The following is a 24,621-nucleotide window of genomic DNA, read 5'->3' on the forward strand; positions in this document are numbered from 1 at the left end:
TACAGTTGGAGAGACAGTTATGAAAACCCGGACTCAAACCAAATTCACCGCACTTGCCCTGGCTATGTCCATTGCGCTGCCAGCAGGAGCCGCCGGTCATCACGATCATGACCACGTTCATGGTGATCTTACCGTTCACGGAAAGCCCGCCAGTGTGCACACGCTAGCCGCTAACAAAGCGTTGAGTGAACAACTGAACTGGCAGGACCGTGATGCCTTTGAGCGTAATGAAAAAGGGCTGATCGTTCCCCTGGATTTCAGAACCGCCAACATCATGAGAAACAGTTATGACTTTATCAGTCAGGATGAGATAGCCGACACTGTTAATCCATCACTGTATAGACAGGCTCAGGTAAATAATACGGCGGCAGGTCTCTATGAGGTGCGCGATGGCATTTACCAGGTGCGGGGAACAGACCTTTCAAATATTACCTTTATCCGGGGTGAGACTGGCTGGATTGTTTACGATGTCCTGGTGACCCGGCAGGCGGCGGAACTCTCTACAACGTTTTTCCTGGAAAATATACCGGAAGGTGGCGACCTGCCCATTGTGGCGATGATCTATTCCCACAGTCATGCAGACCACTTTGGCGGCGCCCGTGCGATTCAGGATATGTTTCCCGATGTGAAGGTTTATGGCTCCCATAACATCACCAAGGAAGTGGTGGATGAAAATGTGCTGGCTGGCAATGCCATGTCCCGGAGGACGTCCTACCAGTATGGTTCCACACTCGGGGCTCATGAACACGGGATCGTCGATGCGGGTCTGGGAAAATCAACGTCGACCAGTTCACCTGAGTATGGCAAGGGCGAAATCACGTATGTGGTGCCGGATTACACCTTCAATGGCCAGGGAAAGTATGAGCAGTACCGTATCGATGGCCTTGAGATGATTTTTATGGACATCTCCGGTACTGAGGCGCCTTCTGGCATGGTGACGTACATTCCATCGATGGATGCCCTGTGGACCGGCGAAATAATGTATCACGGTATGCACAATATCTACACGCTGCGCGGTGCCAAGGTGCGTGATTCGCTGAAATGGTCCAAAGACATCAATGAGATGATCAATGAATGGGGCAGTGATATTGATGTGCTGTTTGGCTCCCACTCATCACCCATCTGGGGCAATGATGACGTGCTCGATTTTATGAAGCTGCAGCGGGATAACTATGGCTTTGTCCACAACCAGACGCTGCGTCTGGCGAACAATGGCGTGGTGATGCAGGACATTGGTGATGCTGTGGTTGAGGCGCTCCCTGATACCCTGGAAAAGGCATGGCATACTAATGGCTATCACGGTTCTTACAGCCATAACGCCAAAGCCGTTTACAACATGTACCTGGGTTACTTCGATATGAATCCGGCGAACCTGAACCCATTACCAGTGAAGCAGGAGGCCTCCAGAATGGTGGACTACATGGGCGGAAGTGAGGCCGTGTTCAAGCTGGCTCAGGCGGATTATGAAAAGGGAGAGTACCGTTTTGTTGCCACGGTCATGAATAAGGTGGTGCAGGCTGAACCCGATAATAAAGCGGCCCGTCAGTTACTGGCCGACACCTATGAACAGCTGGGCTATCAGGCAGAAAATATGGGTTGGCGTAACACCTACCTGACCGGTGCCCAGGAATTGCGTGTGGGCACTTTGCCTGGAACACCCAAGACGGCATCACCGGATGTATTGTCTGAAATGTCCATCACCAACCTGTTGGATTACATGGCTGTGAAGGTGGACTCAACCATTGCACAACATATGCCTTTTACCATGAATGTGGTGGTACCGGACATTGATGAAGTGCACTTTGTGGAGATGTCCAACGGTAACCTGAATAACGGCCTGGTGGATAAAGCCCGTGACGCGGATGCCACACTGTTTATCAATAAGTCCGATGTGACTCAGATCCTGCTTGGCAAAACCACGCTGGCTGAGTTGTTTGAAAGCCGTCAGGCCGGACTGGAAGGGGACGCCTCTGTAATGGATAAGCTGAAGCAGGCCTCTGTTGAGTTCGACCCTTCATTTGAAATCGTGCCCCGTCCTGCGAAAGGGCAGACCGTAGACGCCCACCTCTACAACCTGGGTTAACCGTTCACATTTTTCCTTTCAGTGGGGAGCCTGGTGCTCCCCTTTTTTTACGCTTTTCTGAGAATACGTCATGTCTACAAAAATGCAGTGGGCTGCTTTTGCTTTGCCATTTTTTCTGTTGGGGGTATCGCTTCCACATTCCGTAAAAGCTCAGGAGTCGGACGAGGTTCAGGATATGTCGGATCCCATGGCGGTATACACGCAGGCCGGGGCGGGTCTGAGTAACGAGGGGTTAAACCTGAAAATTGGTCACGCTTATGACACCGGGAATCCTGATACCATGGCGATGAACCTGATTGAACTGAAGGGTTTTCTGGGGGACACGCTGGGGCTGGATGGGAATGATTCCGTGAATACGTTTCGCTATCGACATTTTTCCCTGGATACAACCACCGGCCGGGGAGCCCAGATTGATATCAACTGGAACTTTAATAAGGACATGGGCAGTGCATCGTACAGCTTCATCCAGGCGTTGCCTGAGATGGGTGTCGTGCAATTTTATCCACTGGCCGGTGTCGGTATTACGGTGAGGGATACCGGAAAAATAGTGGATCAGAAAGATCCGGACTTTGGCAGTGTCGGTTATGCCATTCCTTCCAGTTTTGCCGTGATCGGTACCTACACAGCGATTGAGATCAGTGAGAAGGTCTGGCTTAACTACAACCCGATGTATGTAAAAACGATCAATGACAATACCCGAATGAGCGAGTTGTCCGATGGTTTTCATCATGAGCTGGCGGTCAGCTATCAGTTGAATCCACGGCAGAATGTGCGCTGGTTTGCCAACTATAACGATACTGAGGTGAATGCTGAGAATGACTGGGACTGGCGGCTGGAGTTTAATCACCAGTTTTAGGCCCTGTATACCCATCGCCTTTCAAGTTGCTACTTTGTTGGCTACTCTCGCTCACTGGAGCGCCAGTCCAGCATGGCCACATAGTATTTCTATGCTCCCATGGATTCGCTCATTTGCCGCCGCGCAGCAACTTGAAATCCATTGGGTATAAATGAAGGCTGTACATATTCCCGGTCTTCTTATATGATGCACGCCGCTGACGAGAGCTGGTTTGCCGATGTAAACCTTTCTGCTAGTGAGTTGAACGATTGTTGTTGACTCCTGCAGGAAATTGAGTATGATTCGCCCTCGTTGACGTAACGCGCTCGTAGCTCAGCTGGATAGAGTACCTGGCTACGAACCAGGCGGTCGGAGGTTCGAATCCTCCCGAGCGCGCCATATCAGAAAAGCCCATCTCGATGAGATGGGCTTTTTTTATGCCTGTAAAACTACCGTTCAACTTCTTCCAGACTGTTAATGAAAAGACTCTTTGTTTCTGGGGATAGGGAGTACGTAAGATAAAAGCTAAGGGACAGCACTATTCATCACTGTCCCTTTTTTGAAATGTGATTAAGCGTTGGCAGCGGCCATCGTCAGGCCAGGCTGTTGAGTGGTGCCCAGCTGCTCTTCAGTCTGCTGTGCCAGATAAAGATCGCGATAGTGTCCTTCCTGCAACAGCAGCTCCTCATGGGTTCCACTCTGCACAATCCTTCCTTTATCCATCACCAGAATCTGGTCGGCATCCTGAATCGTGGAAAGACGGTGAGCCACAGCAATGGTGGTCCGGTTTTCCCGAAGAGTAATCAGTGCCTCTTTAATATGATGTTCTGTTTCACCATCGATATTGGCGGTGGCTTCATCCAGCAACAGAATTTTTGGATTCTGGGCGATGGTTCTGGCAAACGACAATAGCTGTCTTTCACCAGTGGACAGCGCTTTGCCTCCGGGACCTGGCTTGTGCTCATAGCTTTCGTCCAGTTCCTGGATAAACGGATCTGCATGCACTTTTCTGGCGGCTGCCTGAACATGCTCATCAGTGATTTGGTCATGGTTCAGGCTGATGTTTTCAGCCATTGTTCCACTGAAAATATAGGGCTCCTGGAACACCAGACCTAAACCTTGGCGCAATGTGTCTTCCTTCAGGCTGGTCAACGGCTGGTTATCAATCAGAATCTGGCCTTCCTGATGCTGGTAAAAGCGCATCAACAGGTTGATCACGGAGCTCTTGCCACTGCCACTGTGACCTACAATGGCGACAAACTGCCCCGGTTCTACGGTAAAGCTGACATTATCCAGTGCCATATTTTTTGAGTCATAAGACAGTGTTACGTTATTGAATTCCAGCTTACCGCTGTGGATTTCAGGACTGTCAGTCTGGTTTTTACTCTGGCCATGCTGAGTGTCTTCTGTCTCTTCATTCAATACCTGAAACAGTCTTTCGGAAGCAACCAGAGACTGCTGCAGGCTGCTCATCTGCATGGTGATCTGCCTGAACGGCTCAAAGAAACGGCCCAGGTAATTAATAAAGGCGTAGAGTGTACCCACTTCGACCAGCGAAAAGCCGGACTGGTAGCCAAACCAGCCCACCACAACCGCCAGGGCAATGCCATTCAGCAGGTGGGTGAAAGGCATCAACAGCAGGCTGTCGATATTGATGTTCTTGCGTTTGAGCTGGCTCCACTCTTCATTGTCTTTATCAAACTGCTGTTGCAGGTGTGCTTCCTGCCCCATGGCTTGGATGATGCGCATGCCATTCAGGGATTCATTGACGCGGGTATTAATGTTGGCCAGCTGACTGCGTACTCCGTGAATCACGGGGTGACTGATTTTCTGGTAGAGGTGAATCGCCAGCAGCATCACGGGAATCAGCATCGCGGTCATGAACATCAGGCGGACATCCAGCAGGGCCATGGCGATAAAGATACCCACCACCCGGAAAAAGGCCTGAAGAATTGCCGGAATCACACCTACAAACATCTGCCGCAGAACTTCAGAGTCATTGGTGATACGGGACACCAGGCGTCCAGTAGGCTCACTGTCAAAGTAGCTCATGGGCAGTCTCAGAACATGGGCAAACAGCATGCGTCGGATGTCATGAACCACCTTAAGTGCATTTTCCTGAAACTTCACATTCTGGATGTATTGAAGGATGGCCGAGCCCAGATAGGTGCCGAACAGGGCAGAGCCCATCATGGCAAGGCCCATCGTATCATTCACTCCAGGTGCGATGTGTTCATCCAGAATGATCTTCATCAGCCACGGTGCCAGCATTTCCAGGCTGGTGGCCAGCAGCAGGATCAGAAAGGCACCCAGAAACTGCCATTGATAGGGTTTGGCGTAACGAACCAGCCTGGCCAGTCCACGGTAGCCTGATGTTTTTTTCTCGTCGTTTGCTATCACTGCATTATTCCTCAGGCAACATCGGACCGTTTGATCACGGTGTCTGGTTTCACTTCCAGAGGGTGCAGCAGTGTTCTTGCCTGCTGTCGGAAGATTTTTGCGTACCAGTGTTCGGTCGTATTCTCTTCAGGCTGGTCAGAAGCCATCAGTCGATCATGGTTGCCCTGCTCGATAATGCGGCCGCGATCCAGTACCAGAATATGGTCAGCAGTAATCAGCTCAGGTAGCCGCTGAGTGACCAGAATGATGGTTTTCTTACCTTTCATGGCCATCAGGTTCTTCAGAATACGGGCCTCGGTTTTCATATCCAGGGCACTGAAGGCATCGTCCAGCAACAGGATTTCAGCGTCAGCCAGCAGGGCACGGGCCAGTGCCAGGCGTTGCTTCTGGCCTCCGGACAGGTTGATGCCGTTCTCACCCAGCAGGGTGTCGTAGCCATCCTTAAAGCCCATGATCTCTTCATCGATAGCCGCCAGTTTTGCTGCTTTTTCAACCGCTTCCAGACTGGCATCCGGTGCGGAAAAGCGAATGTTGTCTGCGATGGTACCGGAGAACAGCATGGGTTCCTGGGGCACCCAGGCCAGTTTTTCCCGCAGCGATTCCACAGTCAGCTGTTGCAGAGGAATATTCCCCATTTGGATAAAGGATCCCTCTGGCAGATCAAATTCACGCAGGATCAGTCTGAGCAGGGTGCTTTTACCACTGCCGGTACGGCCGGTAATCCCGATAAAGGCACCCGCGGCTATCTCGGTAGATATACCCTGCAGTACCGGCTTCTCGTCAGACGCAGCGTTATAGCTAAACGACTGGATGTTTATCGAAAGGCTTGTGTCGTCTGGAGCTTGTTGGGCATCGGGGGCATTACTTACTTTTGGCTTGCGGGATAGCAGTTTTTCCAGACGTCCCCAGGACGCACTGCCACGCTGGAACACATTGAACTGCCAGCCAAATTGCAGCATGGGACCCAACATCTGGCTCAGGTAGAGCGTGAAACTGGTTAACAGGCCGACAGTGAGCTGACCATGGCTGATTAACCAGGCACCGCCGACGAGGGCTAGTACAAAAGAGAGGCCAAAGAACAGGCTGATACTCGGGCCAAACAACGCATCGACTCTGGCAACGCTGGTATTGGCTTCGACAGCTTCCATGGATAGCTGTTCAAAGCGTTGAGTTTGCCGATCTGTCAGCTGATGTGCTTTTACTGCACGGATACCCGTGATGGACTCACGGGTTTCTTCGTTCAAGTTGGAAAAGGCCGCTTGAGACCGACCAAAGCGGGAATACAGTGCGACACCATACCGCTTGGTAACCCAGACAAGCAGCGGGAATGGCAGCATGGCCAGTAGTGTGAGTTTACCGCTTACCAGAAACACCATGGCGAACAGTACGGTAAGGCCTGCGATCAAAGAGTCCACCAGGGTCATGATCCCGACGCCAACGCTCTCCTCAACCGCATTGAGGTCGTTGGTGGCATGGGCCATCAGGTCACCGGTTGTGTGCTGCTGGTAAAACTCCGGAGAGAGCTGGGTGAAATGGGCAAACAACCGACTGCGCTGCTTACGGATCAGTTCAATGGATGCACCATAAAGCTTGGCTCTCCAGACATAACGAAAGCCATAAACGGCAACTCCGGTCACTACAATTCCCGCAACGTAATTGAACAGTTCCTGATTTGTAAGGCTTTTGTCTTTTATACCATCAACCACATGGCCAATCAGCCAGGGTGGCAAAAGGTTCAGAGCAGAGACAATCTGCAGACAGATAAAGGCCAGCAGGTACTGCTGCCAGTAGTCCTTCAGAATAAACCGGAGTTTCCAGAGTAGTTTCAATGAACGGCCTTTTGCGTGAAATCTGGGCGTTTAGCACTTTCATATCACTTTCTAGATCGCCTGTTCCTTTTGCATGTTTAGGAAGATGATGGCGTACTGACCAGTGGACGATAAGCCATTGGTCTGACTCATCCGACAAGGCCGTGATGAGATAGAAAGTGCGATGCGTTTAATTTGGTTCTATTGTGCTAATTTATAACAGGCCATTGAACTGAAAATCATTCTCATCGTCAACGAAGTGATTACCGAATTTGATATTCGAAGTGCGATAATCTGGTGTGGATAGGGGAATGGTCTCTGATAGTTACCGGTTGAAATGCCGCTTCTGACCGAAGTGAATGGCAGGTGGTTAGGGATAACCGGAACCTGCCCGGAACGTTTGGTTACTCTTTGCGAAAGCGCCCAAGCAGAAAGTCTTTAAGCATGACCCAGTCGCCCAGAAAGCTGTAAAAAGGGTATTTAAACGTGGCAGGTTTGTTGTGTTCAAAAAAGAAATGCCCGACCCAGGCACAGGCATAGCCGAAAACAAGGGCAAAAATGATGGATGAGTAGATTCCGGTATACAGAGCATGGCCAAGGATTACCAATGCACCTGAACTGCCAATATAGTGAAGAGCACGACAGACTGGATTGCTGTGCTCTTTGAGATAGAAGGGGTAGAACTCTGAAAAGCTGTTGAAGGTCTTCTGTTCAGAAGCTGGTTTTGCCATGTTGTCCATCAGTGTCGCTCATTATTTTTATTATTTGATGGATCAATATAAAGCGAAACAGCTTCTCACGCTAATTGTTGACCCATTTTAAAAAGGAGAGCCTTGATGATCATGGCTGCTGACGTGTTGGCGCAAGCACTATTTCACGAATACAGATACTTTGTGGTTGCCGATAGGCGTACCAGATGGCCTCAGCCGTATCAGCAGGGCTGAGCCCTCCACCAATCTCCTGTATCGTGCCTTTAAAGTCTTGAAATGTTTCAGTATGGGTTGAGTGGTTAAAAATTTCTGTTTCTACAATTCCAGGAGCAATAGTGACAACCCGGACATTATCTTCAGCAACTTCTTCACGAATACCCTCACTGATGGCATGAACGGCAAACTTGGTGCCACAGTAGCCGGTAAAATCGGAATAATTTTTTCGTCCTGCCACAGATCCAATATTGACTACAGTGCCTGACTTTCTGTGTCGCATGCCAGCTAAAACAAGATGTATGCCATTCAGCAGACCAAGTACATTGGTGTTGAACATCTGCTGCCATTCCTGCGGATCCTGTGTATCCATTTTTCCCACGCGTAGAATACCGGCGTTATTGATCAGGCAGTCTGTTGGGCCATACTTGTCCTCAGCCTCTTCAAGTGCTGCTTTGAAACCAGCGAGATCAGTGACATCAAGCTGCCTGCACAGGGTATCTGGTAACTTCAGGGCTTCCAAACGGTCCAGTCGGCGAGCAAGCAACAGCAGGGGATAACCTTCCTGTGAGAATTTAATAGCTGCTGCTCCACCAATTCCAGAGCTGGCACCGGTGATAACCACCAGGGGTTTATTCATGGTTTAACCTCTTAAAGCCGTCAAACACGGTAGGAAGTCTGCCGGAAAACCATTTGCAACATGATCCAATGCTGGTGGGTACAGTAAACCGGCCTGAAATCACACTTTCAACGCAATGGTTTCTGACCGGGAAAGGATAGATGCTGAGCGCATTACCGCAAATCCAGTTGGTCAACGACTTATCATGATGGGCTGTGGATATCTGTACGGAAAGGGGCGGAGCTTATGAGCTGGTTTCAGAGAGACTCTGCCAGACGGATCAATGCTTTATTTTCAAGATGCTTCTTATCCTGTGGGTGGAGTACCACATTGATCATCGCCTGACCCAGCTGATCACTTTCAATAATGGGGGTGAGATGCTTCAGGAGTGGGTACAGGGGCACCATGAGTTTATAAATCAGGTTGTATAAGCGGGTTTTCGACTGCACGCCTTTAACCGGATAAATAGCCCCTGGGCGAAAAGCGTAGGCATCTTTGAACCCCATGGTCAGGATTCTGTTTTCAACACGTCCTTTGACCCGCGCCCACATAACCTGTCCCGATTCAGAACTGTCGGTACCGGTGCCGGACACGTAGATAAATACGGAATCAGGACTGGCGCTGATAAACGTCTCGGCAAATGCTTTGGTAAAGTCGAAGGTAATTCTGCTGTAGTCCTGCTCGCTCATGCGAAAGGCTGAGATGCCCATGCAGTAGAAGCAGGCATCGTAACCGGCCAGCTCATCAGAAAGGCTGCTGAAGTCTGAAAAATCCCTGTGGATGATTTCCTTGAGCTTTGGGTGTTGAATATTCACCGGGTGGCGGTTGATGATCAGTACGGACTCAACCCTGTGTGATGCCAGACACTCCAGCAGGACCGCTTTACCCACCATGCCGGTTGAACCGGTAATAACAACCTTCATGAGTAATGTCCACTGTTGATATACGGTCAATTGTCGTACAACGTTATGGAAATGATCAATTTTTAAAAAGAGTATCACCGGCGGTTACGCCGGTGATATCAAAAGTAAGGAAGCGTCTGATTCAGGATTATTCAGCTTGACGCCAGACTCCCCACTCACCCGTCGTTCCTGGCTCATCACCTTTTGTCCACCAGTGAGCGCGCCACTGAACACCGTTGTGGATAACCTTATCCCCATCGTAGTAGGTCTGCCCAGCGCTCCAGTTACTGTCGCCCGTTTCAGGAACTTCAGGCTCCTCCGGCTCTTCAGGTTGCAGGTCGGTCAGGCGCCATACTCCCCATTCACCGGTGGTTCCAGGCTCATCCCCCTGCGTCCACCAGTGTGCCAGCCAGTTCTGCTCATCATGGCGTACCACATCGCCCTCAACATAAACCGTCTCTCGATCCCACTGGCCTGTGGGTAACGGTGGAGGAACAATGGTATCTCCCGGAATCAGTGACAGGGCGTAAGACGCTTTTGGATCCTGTGCCCATACCTGGTTGGCATAGAGGTTCTCACGGTCAAACATGTAGTGGCCCATGGCTTCGTGCCAGATGCCAATGGTGAAGCTTTTATGTTTGTCGGATACCTGAAGCGCCAGTAACTCAGGCCAGCTGTCACGATTCTGATGAGTGATCAGAATACGTTCCTCCAGAACTTCCTGACCATTGCTGTCAAAGCCCCGGAAACTGATGTAGTCATCCAGGTCCGGTGTTGGGAATCCCTGAGGAATATAGTAGCCCAGCGCCGTTAATTCAGGGATCTCCGGATCGGGACCCGTGCCGCCGCCAGAGTCTCCATCCGTGGTAAATGTGATGTCTGAGCAGTTATAAAAACCTTCACCAGCCGGGTCATCGCGCTGCCAGCGGGTATACAGAATGGCATCACCCTTACGGTCTGCAGGCAGTGTAATGTTGATACGGTATTTTCTGTCACTGTCCACAGCGACATTGCCTGCGGTTGCTACCAGCTCAAGATCATTCCAGGTGAGGGCCTGGCTGTGGTCATAACCGGGCTTGGTCAGGTAGAACTCCCAGAAGGATGGGTTGTGTGGCGCCGTTGCATTAAACAGCAGCTCAATCTGGTTATTCTTGTCCAGAGTGATCCGGGTTTTCTGCCACTGGCTGGATGGCACATTGAGGCCAGCTTTAGCTTCGGTACCCGCAGAGCAGAGTGTGCCATCCGGGATATGCCGTTTGACTTCTGCCATACTGCGGAAGTCTTTTACCAGCATGGCCACTTCATTGCGTTGCACAAACGGGTAAGTACCAGAGATATCAAAGGCTGCCTTACAGGCAGCATTGGGAATATCCTGACCATCAGCAGACCAGAAGCCGCCATCTTCATAACAGATGGATTGTCGGGCTTCCGGGAACTCAACCCAACCGTGGGCATTGGCCAGACCGGGCAATAAAGCGCAGGCAAAAAGGCCTGGCAGTCGAAGTTTTTTCACAACAGCATGCAGCATAAAGTGCTCTTGTAAGTAGCCATTAATAGTCGTTTATAAAAGGCGCGGGTTTTCGAGGCGATCATCACTGAGAGCAGCCATGATTATTCGATAAATTGTACGCTTTATGGGCAGAATATCAGGAACCAAGCAGGAGTAAATGGCTCCTGCTGTGAGATGTGATGAAATGCAAAGAATATTATTTATACAATCCGGGCTGGAGTGATGTCGGGGAAAATGTTCTTCAGCTGAGGAGCTGAAAGTTGCCAGTGTTGTATCAAGACTGCCGAAATCCACTGACGAATATCAGACGTTGGACGTAAATCTCGCCCTTCATACAGGTCTTTTTTAGCAAGCCCTGGCCAGTCGCCCTCTACCTTCCCACCATTAACCGCTCCGCCAGCTAGAAAGAAGCAGGAGGCTGTCCCATGATCAGTGCCACCGGTACCATTCATTGCCACGGTTCGGCCAAACTCGGTGGCAATCATGACAATAGTATTATTCCAGGTTTTTTCTCCCATGCTGGCTCTCATGGTTTGCAGGCCTGAGTCCAGTTCCTGAAACTGTCTTGAAAGGCGGGCCAGCTGGTTATCATGGGTATCCCATCCTCCCATTTCCAGCATAAGGGCATCGGGACCTTCCTGATGACTGAGCAGCGTACCAGCTGCATCTGCAAGTGCCTTGAATTTACGGCTATTTCCATCCATGGAATTACCCACAATACCTCTGACATTCAAAGCTTCTTCCAGACGGCTGTGGAGAAGGTCATCCTGTTTGTACATCTGGAAGAGTCTCTGATAAAGGTCTTCTTTGGCGGAGGGGATGGTGTTTGGGTACCAGGTACCTGCCAGTTGCCCTCCACGCAGGCTAACCGGCAGAGAGTGAGATACAGCCAGTCCGGTTTTACCCGTCGCTTCCAGTGCCCTGGAAAGCCAGCCATTGTCCTGGTTTAAGGGAACCAGTCCAGATTCCAGTATGTCCTGACCTTCAAAGTGTGAGCGTTGACGATAAGGGGATGCAACAGCAACCACAGGCATCATCTGTTTCTGCTGATACCAGCTGTGTAGGGTAGGGAAATCACTGTGCAGGCCAAACCCCCGATCCAGTGGTAGCATGGAACCAATAACGGGCTCGGCAACAGAACGACGGTGGTTTAGCAGGTCATTATCAAAAGCAGGTATAACGGCATGCAGTGAGTCCATAGCACCCCGCAAAACAATCCATACCAGCTTGGGCGAGTTGTTCTGACTTTTTGAAGTCTGGCCAAATGCCAAACTGCCAGTCACCGGAATCTGTGAGCAGACTACCCCAGCCCCAAGCCATTTGATCAAGTCACGCCGGTTAATTTTACTCACGCAGCTTTCTCCTTAAGATCCTTTCCCCTCACCAAACTATCTCCTCATGAACTCGGGGCTAAGCAATAATAGCGATAAACCCTGCTGACGGCTTTCCGCACGTCTGATAATGGTTCGGGATTCACTCACTGTCTGCTGACCCAGAATGGCATCAGCGAGAGCCAGTGGATCGGTTCTTTTTTTCAGGCTTTCAACCCAGCGATTCGCCCAATCGATCCGGGTCAGTAGTGCATCGGAGCCATCCCAGGCGCTGCTGACATCAGCAAAGCCAGCGGGTGAACCTGCACCAAAGGGTTTATGCCCCATGGCAGTCAACGTATTGACCAGAATTCTGCTCTGTTGTTCCCTGTTTTTCTTTCGGGGAGATAATCCGTCGGTTGCCCTGCAGACAGAAACCAGAAATTCACGGGGAGTCTTCAGTTTCTGTTGCTCAATCTGCCAGCTTAGTGGATGTTGAATCAGTGCGGTAATGACTTCTTTCAGATTGCCACCGGTCTTTAGCCACTGTTCCTGCATTGTATCCACCAGGGTAGCTGGTGGCTGATCGCTGATCATGTGTCTGGCGAGCTTCCAGGAAACGTATCGGGCAGTTGCCGGGTGCATTGCAAGGTCTCGAAGAATGGCTTCTCCCTGATTTGCGCCGGTATCCGGATATTTTTTCCCTAGAACTGTGCGTTGTCCTGGCTGATGGGCTCTTTCACGAAATAAAAAGCCATGGCCTTCTTTTTTGCCAGGTCTGGCGACACTCCAGCCGGTAATGGCTTTTGCCAGCTCCTGAATATCTTCCAGTTGGTAGCCGCCATTCACCCCCATGGTATGGAGTTCCAGAATTTCCCGGGCCAGGTTTTCATTCATCCCCCTGGCTTTTTTTGAGTTCTTTTTAAGGTAGTTAGCCTGTCTTGACTCCGGTCCAATGGACTTTTCGTTATCCAGATAGACAAGCATGGCTGGATGTTTTTCCACAGCAATGAGCAAATCAGCAAATGAGCCAAAAAGGTTTGGTGCAATGGCCTCTCGCTCAAGTGTGGGGGCCAGTGGTGTCATCAGGCCACCTTGAGCCGAAACACTGAAATGATTTGAGAAAAAGTCCAGCAGGCGCCAGCTGAATGAATACTCGCTGGTAATGCTCCGGGTCAGGGTATCACTGCAGAGCTGGAAGTAGGTTCTTCTCAATGGTGCCATCATGGCATTCTGGTTTCCGGGCTTTTGTCCGGATTTTTCAGCACTCTTTCTGGAACGAAACTCGGCATACTGGCTCATGACTACAGAGCTGTCGGGCAGGCTGTGGTCCAGAACAGGTGTGTTTAAGTGCGTACTCAGCCATCCTTGCGGGTCAGATTGTGCATCTCTAATTTCATGATCTCTGGCCCCCATACCAAAACGGTTGGTGGCAATGACTGCCAGTTGGTTGGTCATTTGATAGTCCGTGTCTTTGGAGCGCTTTAGTTTCACAGTCTAAAGGGATTGCGGCTGGGCAGGAATATTGATCATATTGATTCTGATCAATCAAAAGAATCAATATGCATAATAGGAAACAGCTGTTTATCATCGGGGAACTACTTTCTTAATCTTTTGGTAAGTTGCCTGTGGATAAGTTATTCACCATTTTCTGGCAGTTTTTCCTGCTGGGCTGGACCAGTTTTGGAGGCCCAGCCGCCCATATTGGGTATTTCCGCAATACGTTCGTTGAGAAACGCAAGTGGTTAACGGATGTTGAGTATTCTCAGCTGATTGCCCTTAGCCAGTTTTTACCGGGACCCGGTTCCAGCCAGATTGGCTTTGCCCTGGGTTACCAGCGGGCAGGGCTGCTGGGTGGAGTGGCTGCATTTGTTGGTTTTACTTTACCTTCGTTTTCGATTTTGCTGGCGGTAGCCATGAGCAGTCAGCTGTTCCTGTCTGCTGACTGGTATCAGGGAATTATTGCTGGTCTGAAACTGTTAGCTGTTGTGGTCGTCGCAGATGCCACTCTGCAGATGTTTCGTTCCTTCTGTAAAAGTCAGCTGACCATCAGCCTGTGTGTATTCAGTGCAGCGCTGCTGCTGGTTTTTCCCGGCGTATTTGTGCAGATGGCCATTCTGGTGGCCGCGGCGTTGATTGGTTATCGCTGGTTACCAGGCAATGAAGAGAGTCAGGCTAAGTGTCGTTTTGTTTTCTGGCCGTTAATTCTGTTTGCCATTTTATTGTTTGGCTTGCCCCTACTCGCAGATTATTCACCATTGGCCAGGGTGGTCAGTGACTTCTTTCAGGCAGGCAGTATGGTCTTTGGCGGTGGTCATGTGGTTCTGCCTCTACTGCAGAGCACAACAGAAGGCATGATCAGTACGGATACATTCCTGACCGGGTATGCAGCAGCCCAGGCTGTTCCTGGTCCAATGTTTACCCTGGCCACATATCTCGGATATTTTGCTTCTGAATCTACTCCGATACTGGGTGCTGTTGCGGCAACACTGGCTATTTTTTTGCCGGGTTTCCTGCTGGTGATCGGTGTTTTGCCTGCCTGGCAGGCTCTGGCTGGACGGGCACGGATTGCAGGAGCCGTTGCCGGTATTAATGCTTCTGTTGTTGGCTTGTTGTTATCTGCCCTTTATTCACCGGTGTTCACTTCCGCTGTTTATTCAGCGATGGATATGGCGCTGGTTCTGATTGGCTGTTTCCTGTTGCGTGCCATGAAGCTTTCAGTCTTCTGGCTGGTATTGATGTTTATTGGGGTAGGAGTAGTGCTTTTATAATGATTCAGCATCAGAACTAAAAGTCATCATAGCCAGTTTTGCTGTCATTGACGTTGATGACTCTTGGTACAGACAATCGGACTCTGGGGGCGTAGTTCCTTTATCTTTGGATGAAGACAGGTGAAAACGGGGCTGGTAATCAGCCGTGACTTCATCTAGCTCTTCGCTATTGCCTGCAAAGACTATAGTCATCTTATCGGGTGTTAGTGGGACGTTAATCCTCTGTGAATTTTGCAGGTCATCAGTTGCATAAAGATGTGCGTCGAGTAATGGGTCTTTGACTTCCCTAATGCCTGTTCCATTTTTTAAACTCACGATTTTATTTATTAACTGGTATCTCTGTTCAAGCCTTTTAAGCCCTCTATTTGTATCTGACAGCTCCTTCTCTCGCTTTGGCCGCTTTATAGATGGACTATCAAGTTTTTCACTGGGTGACTGAGTCGATAGTTTTCTTTTTGATGGGGTAGGCCCTCGTTTATGTTTCGTCTGAGATATTTTCTTTATTCTACTATTGGTATCAACAACTGCAGTTATTGCCGCTGTCAGTATTGCAGAGCGGTTACCTCCGTTGACTGATAATAAGTACGATAACCTTCTGTACGCTAAGGATTCTTTGTCTGAGTGATCTACCATCGATGATGTAGTTTTCGCCTTGGCCTCAACATAGGTGCTGTCAGTGGGAGGCGTATACTCATCTGAATGCTGTTCCAAAAAATTTGCTGCTTTGGTGAGTATTTTTAAAGTGGTTTTCGGTTTATAAGGGGGGAGTTGCTCTCTTAGCTCTGCAAGTTGTGATATTACTTTATCATCGTCGATTGATTCGGCCTGTTTTCCCATGAAATATGAGTTCACGTGGTGTTGGCTCTCAGTTTGTCCCCATTCATTTATTTGCTTTTCTGCTGAGTGAGCACCTGAAGCATTAGTAGTAAATTTATAAGTGTAATCATACATATAATCAAAATTGAAAGATATTACTCAAGGGGGTGTTATCAATATAATGATTAAAAGGGAATTTAAAAGAATAGAACACTCTAATGCTCTTATATTTTAATAATATTTTTCCGGAAATTATAAACTAATAGTTATGTTTATTGAAGTTAGGGGGGATAAAGCAAAGTATAACTAAAACCATGGTTGTGGAAATGGTTGATGGAGTAGGGAATGGTCAGCTTGTTGACTGACTTGATATTGATTTTGATGTTGTAAACCAAATTGATACCCCATTAATGGTTGGGTATTTAAATTTATAGAAGGGGCTGTTGCTTGAGTAGCCTCCGCCGAGGAGACTATGGGCTTAATAATAAGGTCAATATAGTTGAGTGGTGGAAACTGTGGGTTGCTTGACTGGTTATAAAATTGACTATGGATTGCATCTTGAGGTTGCGGAGGCTGATGATGCCAATGAGGCCCTGAAAAACCTGAGCTACCCACCATTTCAAATTGTTCATTTTTTGCAAAATGCTGTGCAGTGGGTACAGGATGACTATATGCTGCAGAAGGTGTTTGATTTGAGACTGAAGTAATTGTCACTGGTAGATCACTTGCATTTGGGTAAGGCGGATTAACGTGCTTGGTTATCAGTTCTGTATGTTCAGGGTACTTGTCATAATATTCCGTGCCAGTTCGTGATATTTCGCTAACAGAAGATGCTACCGGACGGGTGACATATTTTTGATAGTTGGTTGTAACTGACTGGGCTCCCGGTTGTGTTCTTTGGCAGCTATCCTGACTTGAGCTCTGGGGCTTGGAATATTGAGTGCCAGTAAATTTCCTTCTGCAGTGATGGTTACTGGCCAAAGAAGATAGTGCACTTGCTGCATTCATTGGAATGGTCGGTGGTGGTTTGGTGGAAGCCTGTTTCATGGTATTGACTTGCTGGTGACGATCAAAACTCCAAGGTGTACTTGTACTGTCCTCGAATGATGTTGAAGCTTCTGGGCATGCAGTATCTGAGTCGGGATGACTAGCGGGGGTCATGCACCTGTCTTCACGACTCATTTGCTCAATTATTTCTTCTAAATCATCTAAGAGGTATTCATCTGTATCGACTTGGGAAAGACTTGGAATTGAAGTGCTAAGTTTTGGTAAGCAACCCCGGTCTTGAGGATCTTGTGTTCCTGTTTTCTCCAGAGCTGGTAACGATCGATTTTTGTTCCATACAGCGGTATGTGCTGATGACGCAGTTTGTGCTCTCTGGGTTTTAGACATAATGGTACTTGAATTGAATATTTCTAACTCATGATGCCTGGTTTCTTTTGGGGGGTAGGTTAGTGAAATACCGCTATCAGGTGTCCTGCATTCAAGTTCTCGTAATTGCAGACGCAAGTTTGATGTCCCCCTAAGGTCCATTAATGATATTTTTGATCGGGAGGGACAAACAGGTTCTGTTTCGGGATAAGTGTAATCTGGCTTTGGAGTTAATTGTTTTTGTGATCCATAATCGCTTTCATTGCCGAATATGCTTTGCTCAATGTCACCTGTAGTGGATTCGTTGTCACTGGTATCTGATGGTTCTGATTGAGACTTGGGCATTGCGAGATATGGGTTTCTAGAAGTACTCGGAAATATACCTTTTTCCTCTTTTTGATATTGAATAGTTTGCTCATTCGGTGGACCAGTATTGGTTTCATTAGAATTATTAGACTCTTGTTCTTCTGTTTTTAGCGTATTTTTTGAGCCTGGGCATTCTTTTTCTTCCTGTGAGGATACGGTAGGAAATACCTTACTTTTTGGCACTGATGCTGTTGAAATAGGCCTTTCCTGGCTTTTCGTTGTCATTGATTTCCTTTTATGGTTGTCTACCAATTCTATTGGTAAAACTTCAGGGCTTGATGATTCGTATGCTGGGTTAAATAATGAAGGGCTGTGTTCTGATGGCTCGTGTGACGGAGAATTTATTCTTCTTTTTCCACTTACTGTCAGCCCGTCTTTAAGATATTGAGATTGATCGCCAGTTCCAGGTTTTGTTTCTTTTTGTTCAGAAGCCTCAGCTTCTACAGTTAGTAGCCTAGGAGGCTCTCTGTGTGCAGAATAAGTCCAGGTGATGTTTTCCGGTTGATCAATGAGGGCGCTTGCTGGTGTCTCTTCAATTTGCCATTCAGCAGACTTGGTTGGCTGAATAGCCGTTTTTACCGTCGTTTCTTTTTTTTCAGTATTAGGTTTAGGGCATTTGAAACTTTCTGGATAAAAAATTCCTTTAGATACCACTTTATCTTCAAACTTTTTTGGCCGTAATAATGATTTCCGCTTATATAGTGTTCTTTTCAGGTCTTCCAATTCCTCTGCTGTTCTCTCTAGTGTCAAGCCTTCTTCACATTTGGTTTGTATGCTCCGCCTTTTTGAATAAAACCTATCCCAAATGTTATCCACTTCATTCTCTCGCAGTTCTCTTACTTTCTCGAAAGCAGCTTTGAAAATGGTTTCACAGACCAGTGTTTTCTTACCAAATAACATATTGGATAGCTCAAGAATTGCGGTCTCTTCTTCAGATATATAGTCTTGGAATGTTCTACATGTTGGTGTTTCGCAAGTTGAAGGTGGCTCTGGTGTGGAATAAAATAATCTTTCTTTTGGGTTAAGATAGCTTATAGTTCTATTGAGTATGCTTATATTGCTATCTGGAGATGGCGCATTAAGAAAACCTCTTATTTTCTGTAAGTAAGTTGCAGACGCAGTATCGATTTTTAATGGTTTGACGTCCTCATTCTTAGGCTTCTTAGGATGAGGGGTATTAGGCGTGCTTTTTCGTTTTTTTTTATTTGGCTTCATTCTTTCTTCTGAAGCAATGGTATCTGAACTATCAATATCACCTGGTTTTTGTAGACAAGTATTGTTTTGTTGGGTGAGAAATACTTGCTGACCAGAAACATACCCAAACACAAATGAACACCTATTCAATAGAGGTTTTATACATGCTTATATGACAGGTATTTATGTATGTTAGTTCAGACATCTGCAGAGCTTTTTATACAATTTCGGATTTTTCTATTACCAACTACTGTTCGTGATTGTACTTCAGTAACACAAACAGCATCATGTTCGACTCATGTCGGACATGAGTATAGACAGCTCAAATGACCAAGCCTTTAAAACAGAATCTTTCCCGAATCGACCTGAACCTCCTGACCGCTCTGGAAGCTCTGCTGGAAGAACGCAGTGTCACCAGAGCCGCATCACGCCTGTTTATCGGTCAGCCTGCCATGAGTCATCATTTGAACCGGCTCAGAGAACTTTTCGATGATCCTTTACTGGTCCGGCAGGGCAGTCAGATGAAACTGACACGGCGAGCAAAAGAGCTTGCCCCCAAGGTTAAAAAGATACTGGATCAGGTTCGTAATGACCTGTTACTTGTGCAGGAATTTGACCCGGCCAGTTTTGATGGACACCTGAACATTGGACTGACCGACTATGCAGAGTCGCTGTATGCTGAGGTGATTGTTCAGGCTTTATTACAAAGTTCGCCAAACTGTACCGTCAGTTTTATTCTGGTGGATCGGGACAGCGCGTTTACCCTGTTTCGTAATGGTAGACTTGACCTGGCTATTGGCAGCCTTGGGGATGGTCCGAATGAGCTTGCTGTGGATAAGCTCTATACCGAAAAACACGTTTGCCTGTTTGATAATGAACGGCTTCAGTTGGGTATACCGCTCTCCTATGATGATTTTCTCTCGGTTGACCACGCACTTATTAACAATACGGGGAATGTGAAAGGCGTAGTGGATGACTTGCTGGCTCAACGTGGTGATCGAAGAAAAGTTCGTGTGACCTGCGGGCGTTTCACCTCATTATTACGTTTGCTTCCAGAGCAGCCGCTGATCAGTGTGGTGCCTCAGGTTCTGGCCGCACTGGGTCGTCCTGACCAGGGGTTGACCATGTCTCCCTGCCCGGTGCCCGTACCGGATTTTGATATCTACGTTGCCTGGCGTAAGGAAGATAATGATGCGCCGGTGCTTCAGTGGCTCAGGGAACTGGTGGCTGGTACGGTGAAACAGCGAAGGCTTTCAATACTGCCATAAACCCTGGCGATATGAGCTCCTGACCTCTGACCTATACTAGAAGGCTAATAACAAGCCCAGCAGAGGAGAGTGCATTTGGCAAACATTCGAATAATCAATGCCCATATTCTGGATGTCGTCCAAGGTTCCCTGTTGCCAAAACAGTGCCTCCTTATCAAGGATGGCCTTATAGAAGCTGTTGGTAATGACCTGCCCGAAGAGCCTGTAGATATGACACTGGATGCGGCGGGTCGCGTGGTCATGCCGGGGCTGTGTGATGCCCATGTGCATATTACTGCTGGTACCCCAGATTTTGTGGCATTGCGCCATTGGCCTCCCTCCTATGTGACAGCCCATGCCAAACATATTCTGGAAGGCATGTTGATGCGCGGTTTCACCACGGTACGTGATGCCGGTGGAGCCGATTTTGGTTATGCTCAGGCCATCGAGGAAGGCCTGCTTACAGGGCCCCGCCTGCTGTTTTGTGGCCATGCCCTTTCCCAGACCGGAGGCCATGGTGATATGCGCCTTCCGGGCGATAACCAGACGGATCACTGCTTTTGCTGTGCTGGTCTTGGCAAAGTCTGTGATGGTGTTGCCGAGGTTCGAAAAGCTTGCCGGGATGAAATCCGCAAGGGGGCCCATCAGATTAAATTGATGGTATCCGGTGGTGTGGCATCACCCACGGATCGAATTGACAGTACCCAGTTTGCAGAAGATGAAATTCGGGCAGCTGTTGAGGAAACTGAAGCCGCCAATATCTATGTGATGGCTCATGCCTATACCAATCGAGCCATTAAGCGTGCCCTGGAGGCCGGAGTCCGCTCTATTGAACATGGCAATTTGATTGAGTCTGATGGCATCGAACTGCTGAAAAAGAAAGGCGCTTTTCTTGTACCCACTCTATCAACCTATGACCAGCTTGCACTGAGAGGTGTTGAAGCGGGAATGCCAGAAGCGTTGCAGAAGAAAGTCTACAGTGTTTTGGATGCAGGCCTGCAGGCGTTGGAGGCAGCCTGGCTGGCGGATGCGAATATTGTCTTCGGTACCGATTTGCTGGGCAGTATGCATGACGCTCAGTTAAAAGAGTTCGCTATACGTGGTGAAATCATTCCACCAGACGAGTTGATCCGGTCGGCGACAGTGAAAGCGGCTGAGCTCTTTAACCTCTCTGGACAGATCGGTGTGCTGGCAAAAGGTTATCGGGCGGATCTACTGATAGTGGATGGAAATCCGCTGGATGATCCTGGTGTTCTGCAACAGCCTGAGAAGTACCTGAAACTCATTATGAAAGACGGCAGGATTTATAAAAATCAGCTGTAGGGGGGCATAGCGGTTTGCAGATAAAGACCTCGTTTTTGTACCACAAAGGCACGAAGTCACAGAGAAGTGCTTGTTACTGAATAGCTTTTCTTTGTGTCTTCGTGCCGCTGTGATGATGACAGGCTCAGGGTAAACAGTTTATTGTTTACTTCTTCTCTTTGGCTTCGATCCGTTCCTTGATCATGTTGTAACGTTCCAGTGGCATACCATTTTTCGCCAGTTCCATCTCTTTCACCAGAGAGTCATCTTTGGTCACAATAGTCACGTTGTAGCCATCTTTTGTAGAGGTGACTTTGCCTACCTTAACGTTGGGGTTACCCTGCATGATCAGTCGGGCTTCATTAAGGGTTCTGATTTCATCGGCAGAGAACTCGCGGCTCATGTGCTCTTTGAAATGCTTGCCCTTCATACCACGCTTGCCATGCTCTCCTTTCATGGCATGGCTTGAACGGTTGCTCTCCATGCAGTGTCTTCGATCACCACTATCATTGTTATCCCACCAAGCAAAGGCAGAGGAAGCAGAGAATACAGTGACCAGGGCGGTTGCAATCAGTGTTGTCTTTTTCATGGTTCTTGTCCTCAAGGGATCTCATGTTGGTTTGATGAAACCTTGATAGTCATTTTTGGTTTCGATGAGCTAATTAAAAACCATGAACTTCTCAGAAGTATCCCCAAGCCATGGGAGTTTGTCTCAATTTGTATCAATTGTTCGCAGCCTATCCAAAGCAGCAGTACTAAAGCTTTATAATGTTTTGACCGGCAATCTGTAACTGTGTGGAACGCCATGAAAAAACACATTCTTGTGGTTGATGACCACGATGACATTCGCGATCTGTTAGGGCGCTACCTGGATCAGCATGGCTATCTTGTTTCTCTGGCCGATGGCGGGGAGGCCATGCGTGGGGTTCTTGAGCGGGAAGCCATTGATCTTGTGGTTCTGGATATCATGATGCCGGGAGAAGACGGACTGACATTATGTCGATACCTTCAGGAACATGATGGTCCGCCAGTGATCATGCTGACCGCCATGAGTGAGGAAGCCGATACCATTGTCGGACTGGAGATGGGAGCCGATGACTACGTCACCAAACCGTTCAGCCCAAGAGAGTTACTGGCACGAATCAAGGCAGTTCTGCGTCGTCTGGAGCATGTCTCCGCAAAAGAACCTGCTGCCAGTGATCATTCAGTATTGACGTTTAAGGGCTGGAGCCTGGACGTTCATCAACACCAGCTAACCCGGGAGGATGGCTTGCTGGTGGATCTGAGCGCTGCTGAGTTTCGTTTGTTAAAGGTTTTTCTGGAACATTCACGGCAGGTACTGAGTCGGGATCAGTTGATGGATATGACCAAAGGGCGTGAAGCTCTGCCATTTGACCGGAGCATTGATAACCAGATCAGCCGGTTGAGGAAGAAGGTTGAGAAAGACCCAAAAAATCCAACACTGATTAAAACCGTCTGGGGTGGGGGATACATGTTTACAGAAGAATCAAAAGCGGTATGAAAGACTCATTGGATCTGGATGCTAAACGTAAGGTGATAGGCAGGCCGGGGATATTTAAACGTTTTTGGTCAAGTATGGTGACCCAGATGGTTCTGGCCGTTCTGGTTGCTCTTGTCATTGCCCAGGTTTTCAGCTTTGTCATTCTCGGCAATGCCTACCGAACTGTTCTGTCGGATATCAGTCAGAAGTCTCAATTTCAGCAGATAGAATCACTGGTCTGGTTACTGGAAAACAACCCGATCAGTGACTACTCGGCCATTCTGGCTGCAGCGCGAACCAAAAACGCTTGGTTTACCGTTGATGATCGCAGTGAGCTGGCCAACAGAGAGATGAACGCCCGTGATAAACGTCTGATGCAGCGTTTGTTGCACTTGATGGGGAATCAATACAAGGGGCGCATACTGGTTAAAGTGGATCACTCTCGTGATGAGGGCTTGATAAAAAGTGTTGCTTCCAAAAGCCCGGCCTTCAAGAGCGATGATTCGGAGCATTGGAAATCTACCAAATACTGCAGTGATGGAGACCGTTGTCAGAAGCCATGGCATCAGCACCGTCCGACAACTGACTCCCGGCATGATGGTGACCGCCGTTATTATCGGGAAGGCTGGAGGCCTCCAGTGGTAACCAGTCTCCAGGTTTCAGTCCATATGCTGAATGGTTATTGGCTGAATTTGAAAGCAACGGCTCCGGCAGCTCCGCCGCTGGCTGCAAAGCAGACTGTGATTTTCCTATTCACAGCAATGATTCTGGTTCTGGCGGCGCTTGCGGTGATGGTGAGGCGTATCACCCAACCATTACGGATGCTTTCAAAGGCCTCCATTTGTCTGGGGATGGGAGAGCAGGTAAATCCACTGCCTGAGAAAGGCCCGGCTGACCTGAGAGAGACTATTCGGGCATTTAACCAGATGAATGATCGTTTGCAGCGGTTTGTGTCAGATCGAACCCGCATGCTGGCGGCGCTCTCCCATGATCTCCGAACTCCTATCACCAGCATGCGACTTCGGGTTGAGTTGATGCCGGAAAGCAAAGACCGAGATCAGCTTCTGGCCACTCTGGAAGAGATGCAGCAGATGTCAGAGGCCACGCTGGCCTTTATGCGTCAGGCATCGGACAACGAAGTGACCCGGCAGGTGGATCTGAATGCCATGACAGGCAGTCTCTGCGATGATCTTGCTGAGCTGGGGCAGAATGTGAACTTTCAGGAGGCCGGTGAGACGGTTATTCGCTGCCGCCCGGTTAGCCTGAAGCGAGCACTGAGAAACCTGATTGAGAATGGCGTTAAATACGGTCAGCGTGTTGATGTAAGCCTTAAGCTGTTTGAAAGGGCCGGTCAGCATTTTGTGGCTGTGGTGATTCAGGATCACGGGCCGGGTATCCCTGAAGCAATGATGGAGCAGGTTTTTGAACCCTTTTTCCGCCTGGAAGGCTCAAGAAACCGTGATACGGGGGGGATTGGTCTGGGTATGGCAATCGCCAGGAATATTGTTCGTAACCATGGAGGTGAAATCTATTTAAAAAACAAAGAGCAAGGTCTGCAAGTTACTTTGGAGTTGCCTTTGAATGTTGGATAAATGACAGGTTTTGCAGTCAGTTCTGAGTAATGCCTAAACTTCTGACTCATAGAGTCTATAGGGGCTGATTA

Annotated in this window: 18 protein-coding genes and 1 tRNA gene; 8 read left to right on the forward strand and 11 right to left on the reverse strand. The window is 48.5% G+C overall.

Annotation, left to right across the window (positions count from 1 at the left end; all coding sequences use genetic code 11):
* The first annotated feature begins 19 nt into the window (after nucleotides 1-19).
* The 3 genes from GV64_RS04630 to GV64_RS04640 all read left to right on the forward strand — a co-directional run bounded on the left by GV64_RS04630 (nucleotide 20) and on the right by GV64_RS04640 (nucleotide 3,317).
* Complete coding sequence (locus GV64_RS04630) at nucleotides 20-2,083, forward strand: alkyl/aryl-sulfatase (RefSeq protein ID WP_026258489.1); 2,064 nt, start codon at nucleotides 20-22, stop codon at nucleotides 2,081-2,083.
* Nucleotides 2,084-2,153: 70 nt separating this feature from the next.
* Entirely contained in the window at nucleotides 2,154-2,939 is a 786-nt protein-coding gene (locus GV64_RS04635; protein ID WP_020584081.1) for a hypothetical protein, read from the forward strand.
* Nucleotides 2,940-3,240: 301 nt separating this feature from the next.
* Nucleotides 3,241-3,317 (forward strand) — tRNA-Arg (locus GV64_RS04640).
* A 171-nt stretch (nucleotides 3,318-3,488) separates the two neighbouring features.
* Here the strand turns inward: GV64_RS04640 and GV64_RS04645 are convergent.
* The 8 genes from GV64_RS04645 to GV64_RS04680 all read right to left on the reverse strand — a co-directional run bounded on the left by GV64_RS04645 (nucleotide 3,489) and on the right by GV64_RS04680 (nucleotide 13,848).
* Entirely contained in the window at nucleotides 3,489-5,318 is a 1,830-nt protein-coding gene (locus GV64_RS04645) for an ABC transporter ATP-binding protein (RefSeq protein ID WP_020584080.1), read from the reverse strand.
* Between the two features lie 11 nt (nucleotides 5,319-5,329).
* On the reverse strand, nucleotides 5,330-7,147 hold the full coding sequence (locus tag GV64_RS04650; RefSeq protein ID WP_020584079.1) for an ABC transporter ATP-binding protein: 1,818 nt from the start codon (nucleotides 7,145-7,147) through the stop codon (nucleotides 5,330-5,332).
* 383 nt (nucleotides 7,148-7,530) lie between these two features.
* Entirely contained in the window at nucleotides 7,531-7,857 is a 327-nt protein-coding gene (locus tag GV64_RS04655) for a DUF962 domain-containing protein (RefSeq protein WP_020584078.1), read from the reverse strand.
* A gap of 109 nt (nucleotides 7,858-7,966) precedes the next feature.
* Nucleotides 7,967-8,689 (reverse strand): SDR family oxidoreductase, encoded by a 723-nt coding sequence (locus GV64_RS04660; protein ID WP_020584077.1) that lies wholly within the window; start codon nucleotides 8,687-8,689, stop codon nucleotides 7,967-7,969.
* A 236-nt stretch (nucleotides 8,690-8,925) separates the two neighbouring features.
* Nucleotides 8,926-9,591, reverse strand: a complete 666-nt coding sequence (locus tag GV64_RS04665; protein ID WP_020584076.1) for an NAD-dependent epimerase/dehydratase family protein — start codon at nucleotides 9,589-9,591, stop codon at nucleotides 8,926-8,928.
* Between the two features lie 127 nt (nucleotides 9,592-9,718).
* The gene (locus tag GV64_RS04670; protein WP_020584075.1) at nucleotides 9,719-11,098 is read right to left on the reverse strand and encodes a lytic polysaccharide monooxygenase; all 1,380 of its coding nucleotides are present in this window, start codon (nucleotides 11,096-11,098) and stop codon (nucleotides 9,719-9,721) included.
* Nucleotides 11,099-11,280: 182 nt separating this feature from the next.
* On the reverse strand, nucleotides 11,281-12,432 hold the full coding sequence (locus GV64_RS04675) for a DUF1501 domain-containing protein (protein ID WP_020584074.1): 1,152 nt from the start codon (nucleotides 12,430-12,432) through the stop codon (nucleotides 11,281-11,283).
* A 36-nt stretch (nucleotides 12,433-12,468) separates the two neighbouring features.
* Nucleotides 12,469-13,848 carry a DUF1800 domain-containing protein gene (locus tag GV64_RS04680; RefSeq protein ID WP_020584073.1) on the reverse strand — a complete coding sequence of 460 codons (1,380 nt, stop codon included), beginning with the start codon at nucleotides 13,846-13,848 and terminating at the stop codon, nucleotides 12,469-12,471.
* A gap of 170 nt (nucleotides 13,849-14,018) precedes the next feature.
* Here GV64_RS04680 and chrA point away from each other — a divergent pair, with 170 nt between their 5' ends.
* The gene (gene chrA, locus GV64_RS04685) at nucleotides 14,019-15,161 is read left to right on the forward strand and encodes a chromate efflux transporter (protein ID WP_020584072.1); all 1,143 of its coding nucleotides are present in this window, start codon (nucleotides 14,019-14,021) and stop codon (nucleotides 15,159-15,161) included.
* Here the strand turns inward: chrA and GV64_RS04690 are convergent.
* Both GV64_RS04690 and GV64_RS04695 read right to left on the reverse strand, forming a co-directional pair.
* Nucleotides 15,156-16,112, reverse strand: a complete 957-nt coding sequence (locus GV64_RS04690; protein WP_026258486.1) for a hypothetical protein — start codon at nucleotides 16,110-16,112, stop codon at nucleotides 15,156-15,158. The two genes, chrA and GV64_RS04690, sit on opposite strands and share 6 nt — an antisense overlap.
* Nucleotides 16,113-16,283: 171 nt before the next feature.
* Nucleotides 16,284-19,040, reverse strand: a complete 2,757-nt coding sequence (locus GV64_RS04695) for a hypothetical protein (protein WP_020584070.1) — start codon at nucleotides 19,038-19,040, stop codon at nucleotides 16,284-16,286.
* 194 nt (nucleotides 19,041-19,234) lie between these two features.
* On the opposite strand from GV64_RS04695, the gene GV64_RS04700 reads away from it, so the two are divergent.
* On the forward strand, nucleotides 19,235-20,176 hold the full coding sequence (locus GV64_RS04700; protein WP_020584069.1) for a LysR family transcriptional regulator: 942 nt from the start codon (nucleotides 19,235-19,237) through the stop codon (nucleotides 20,174-20,176).
* A 69-nt stretch (nucleotides 20,177-20,245) separates the two neighbouring features.
* Entirely contained in the window at nucleotides 20,246-21,478 is a 1,233-nt protein-coding gene (locus GV64_RS04705) for a metal-dependent hydrolase family protein (protein ID WP_236632917.1), read from the forward strand.
* Nucleotides 21,479-21,623: 145 nt separating this feature from the next.
* On the opposite strand, the gene GV64_RS04710 is transcribed toward GV64_RS04705, so the two are convergent.
* Nucleotides 21,624-22,046 carry a hypothetical protein gene (locus GV64_RS04710; RefSeq protein WP_020584067.1) on the reverse strand — a complete coding sequence of 141 codons (423 nt, stop codon included), beginning with the start codon at nucleotides 22,044-22,046 and terminating at the stop codon, nucleotides 21,624-21,626.
* Nucleotides 22,047-22,262: 216 nt separating this feature from the next.
* On the opposite strand from GV64_RS04710, the gene GV64_RS04715 reads away from it, so the two are divergent.
* Complete coding sequence (locus tag GV64_RS04715) at nucleotides 22,263-22,979, forward strand: response regulator (protein ID WP_020584066.1); 717 nt, start codon at nucleotides 22,263-22,265, stop codon at nucleotides 22,977-22,979.
* Entirely contained in the window at nucleotides 22,976-24,550 is a 1,575-nt protein-coding gene (locus tag GV64_RS04720) for an ATP-binding protein (RefSeq protein WP_020584065.1), read from the forward strand. The genes GV64_RS04715 and GV64_RS04720 overlap by 4 nt, the downstream gene beginning before the upstream one ends.
* Nucleotides 24,551-24,621: the final 71 nt, after the last annotated feature.

The sequence above is a fragment of the Endozoicomonas elysicola genome (assembly GCF_000710775.1).
Classification (GTDB): domain Bacteria; phylum Pseudomonadota; class Gammaproteobacteria; order Pseudomonadales; family Endozoicomonadaceae; genus Endozoicomonas; species Endozoicomonas elysicola.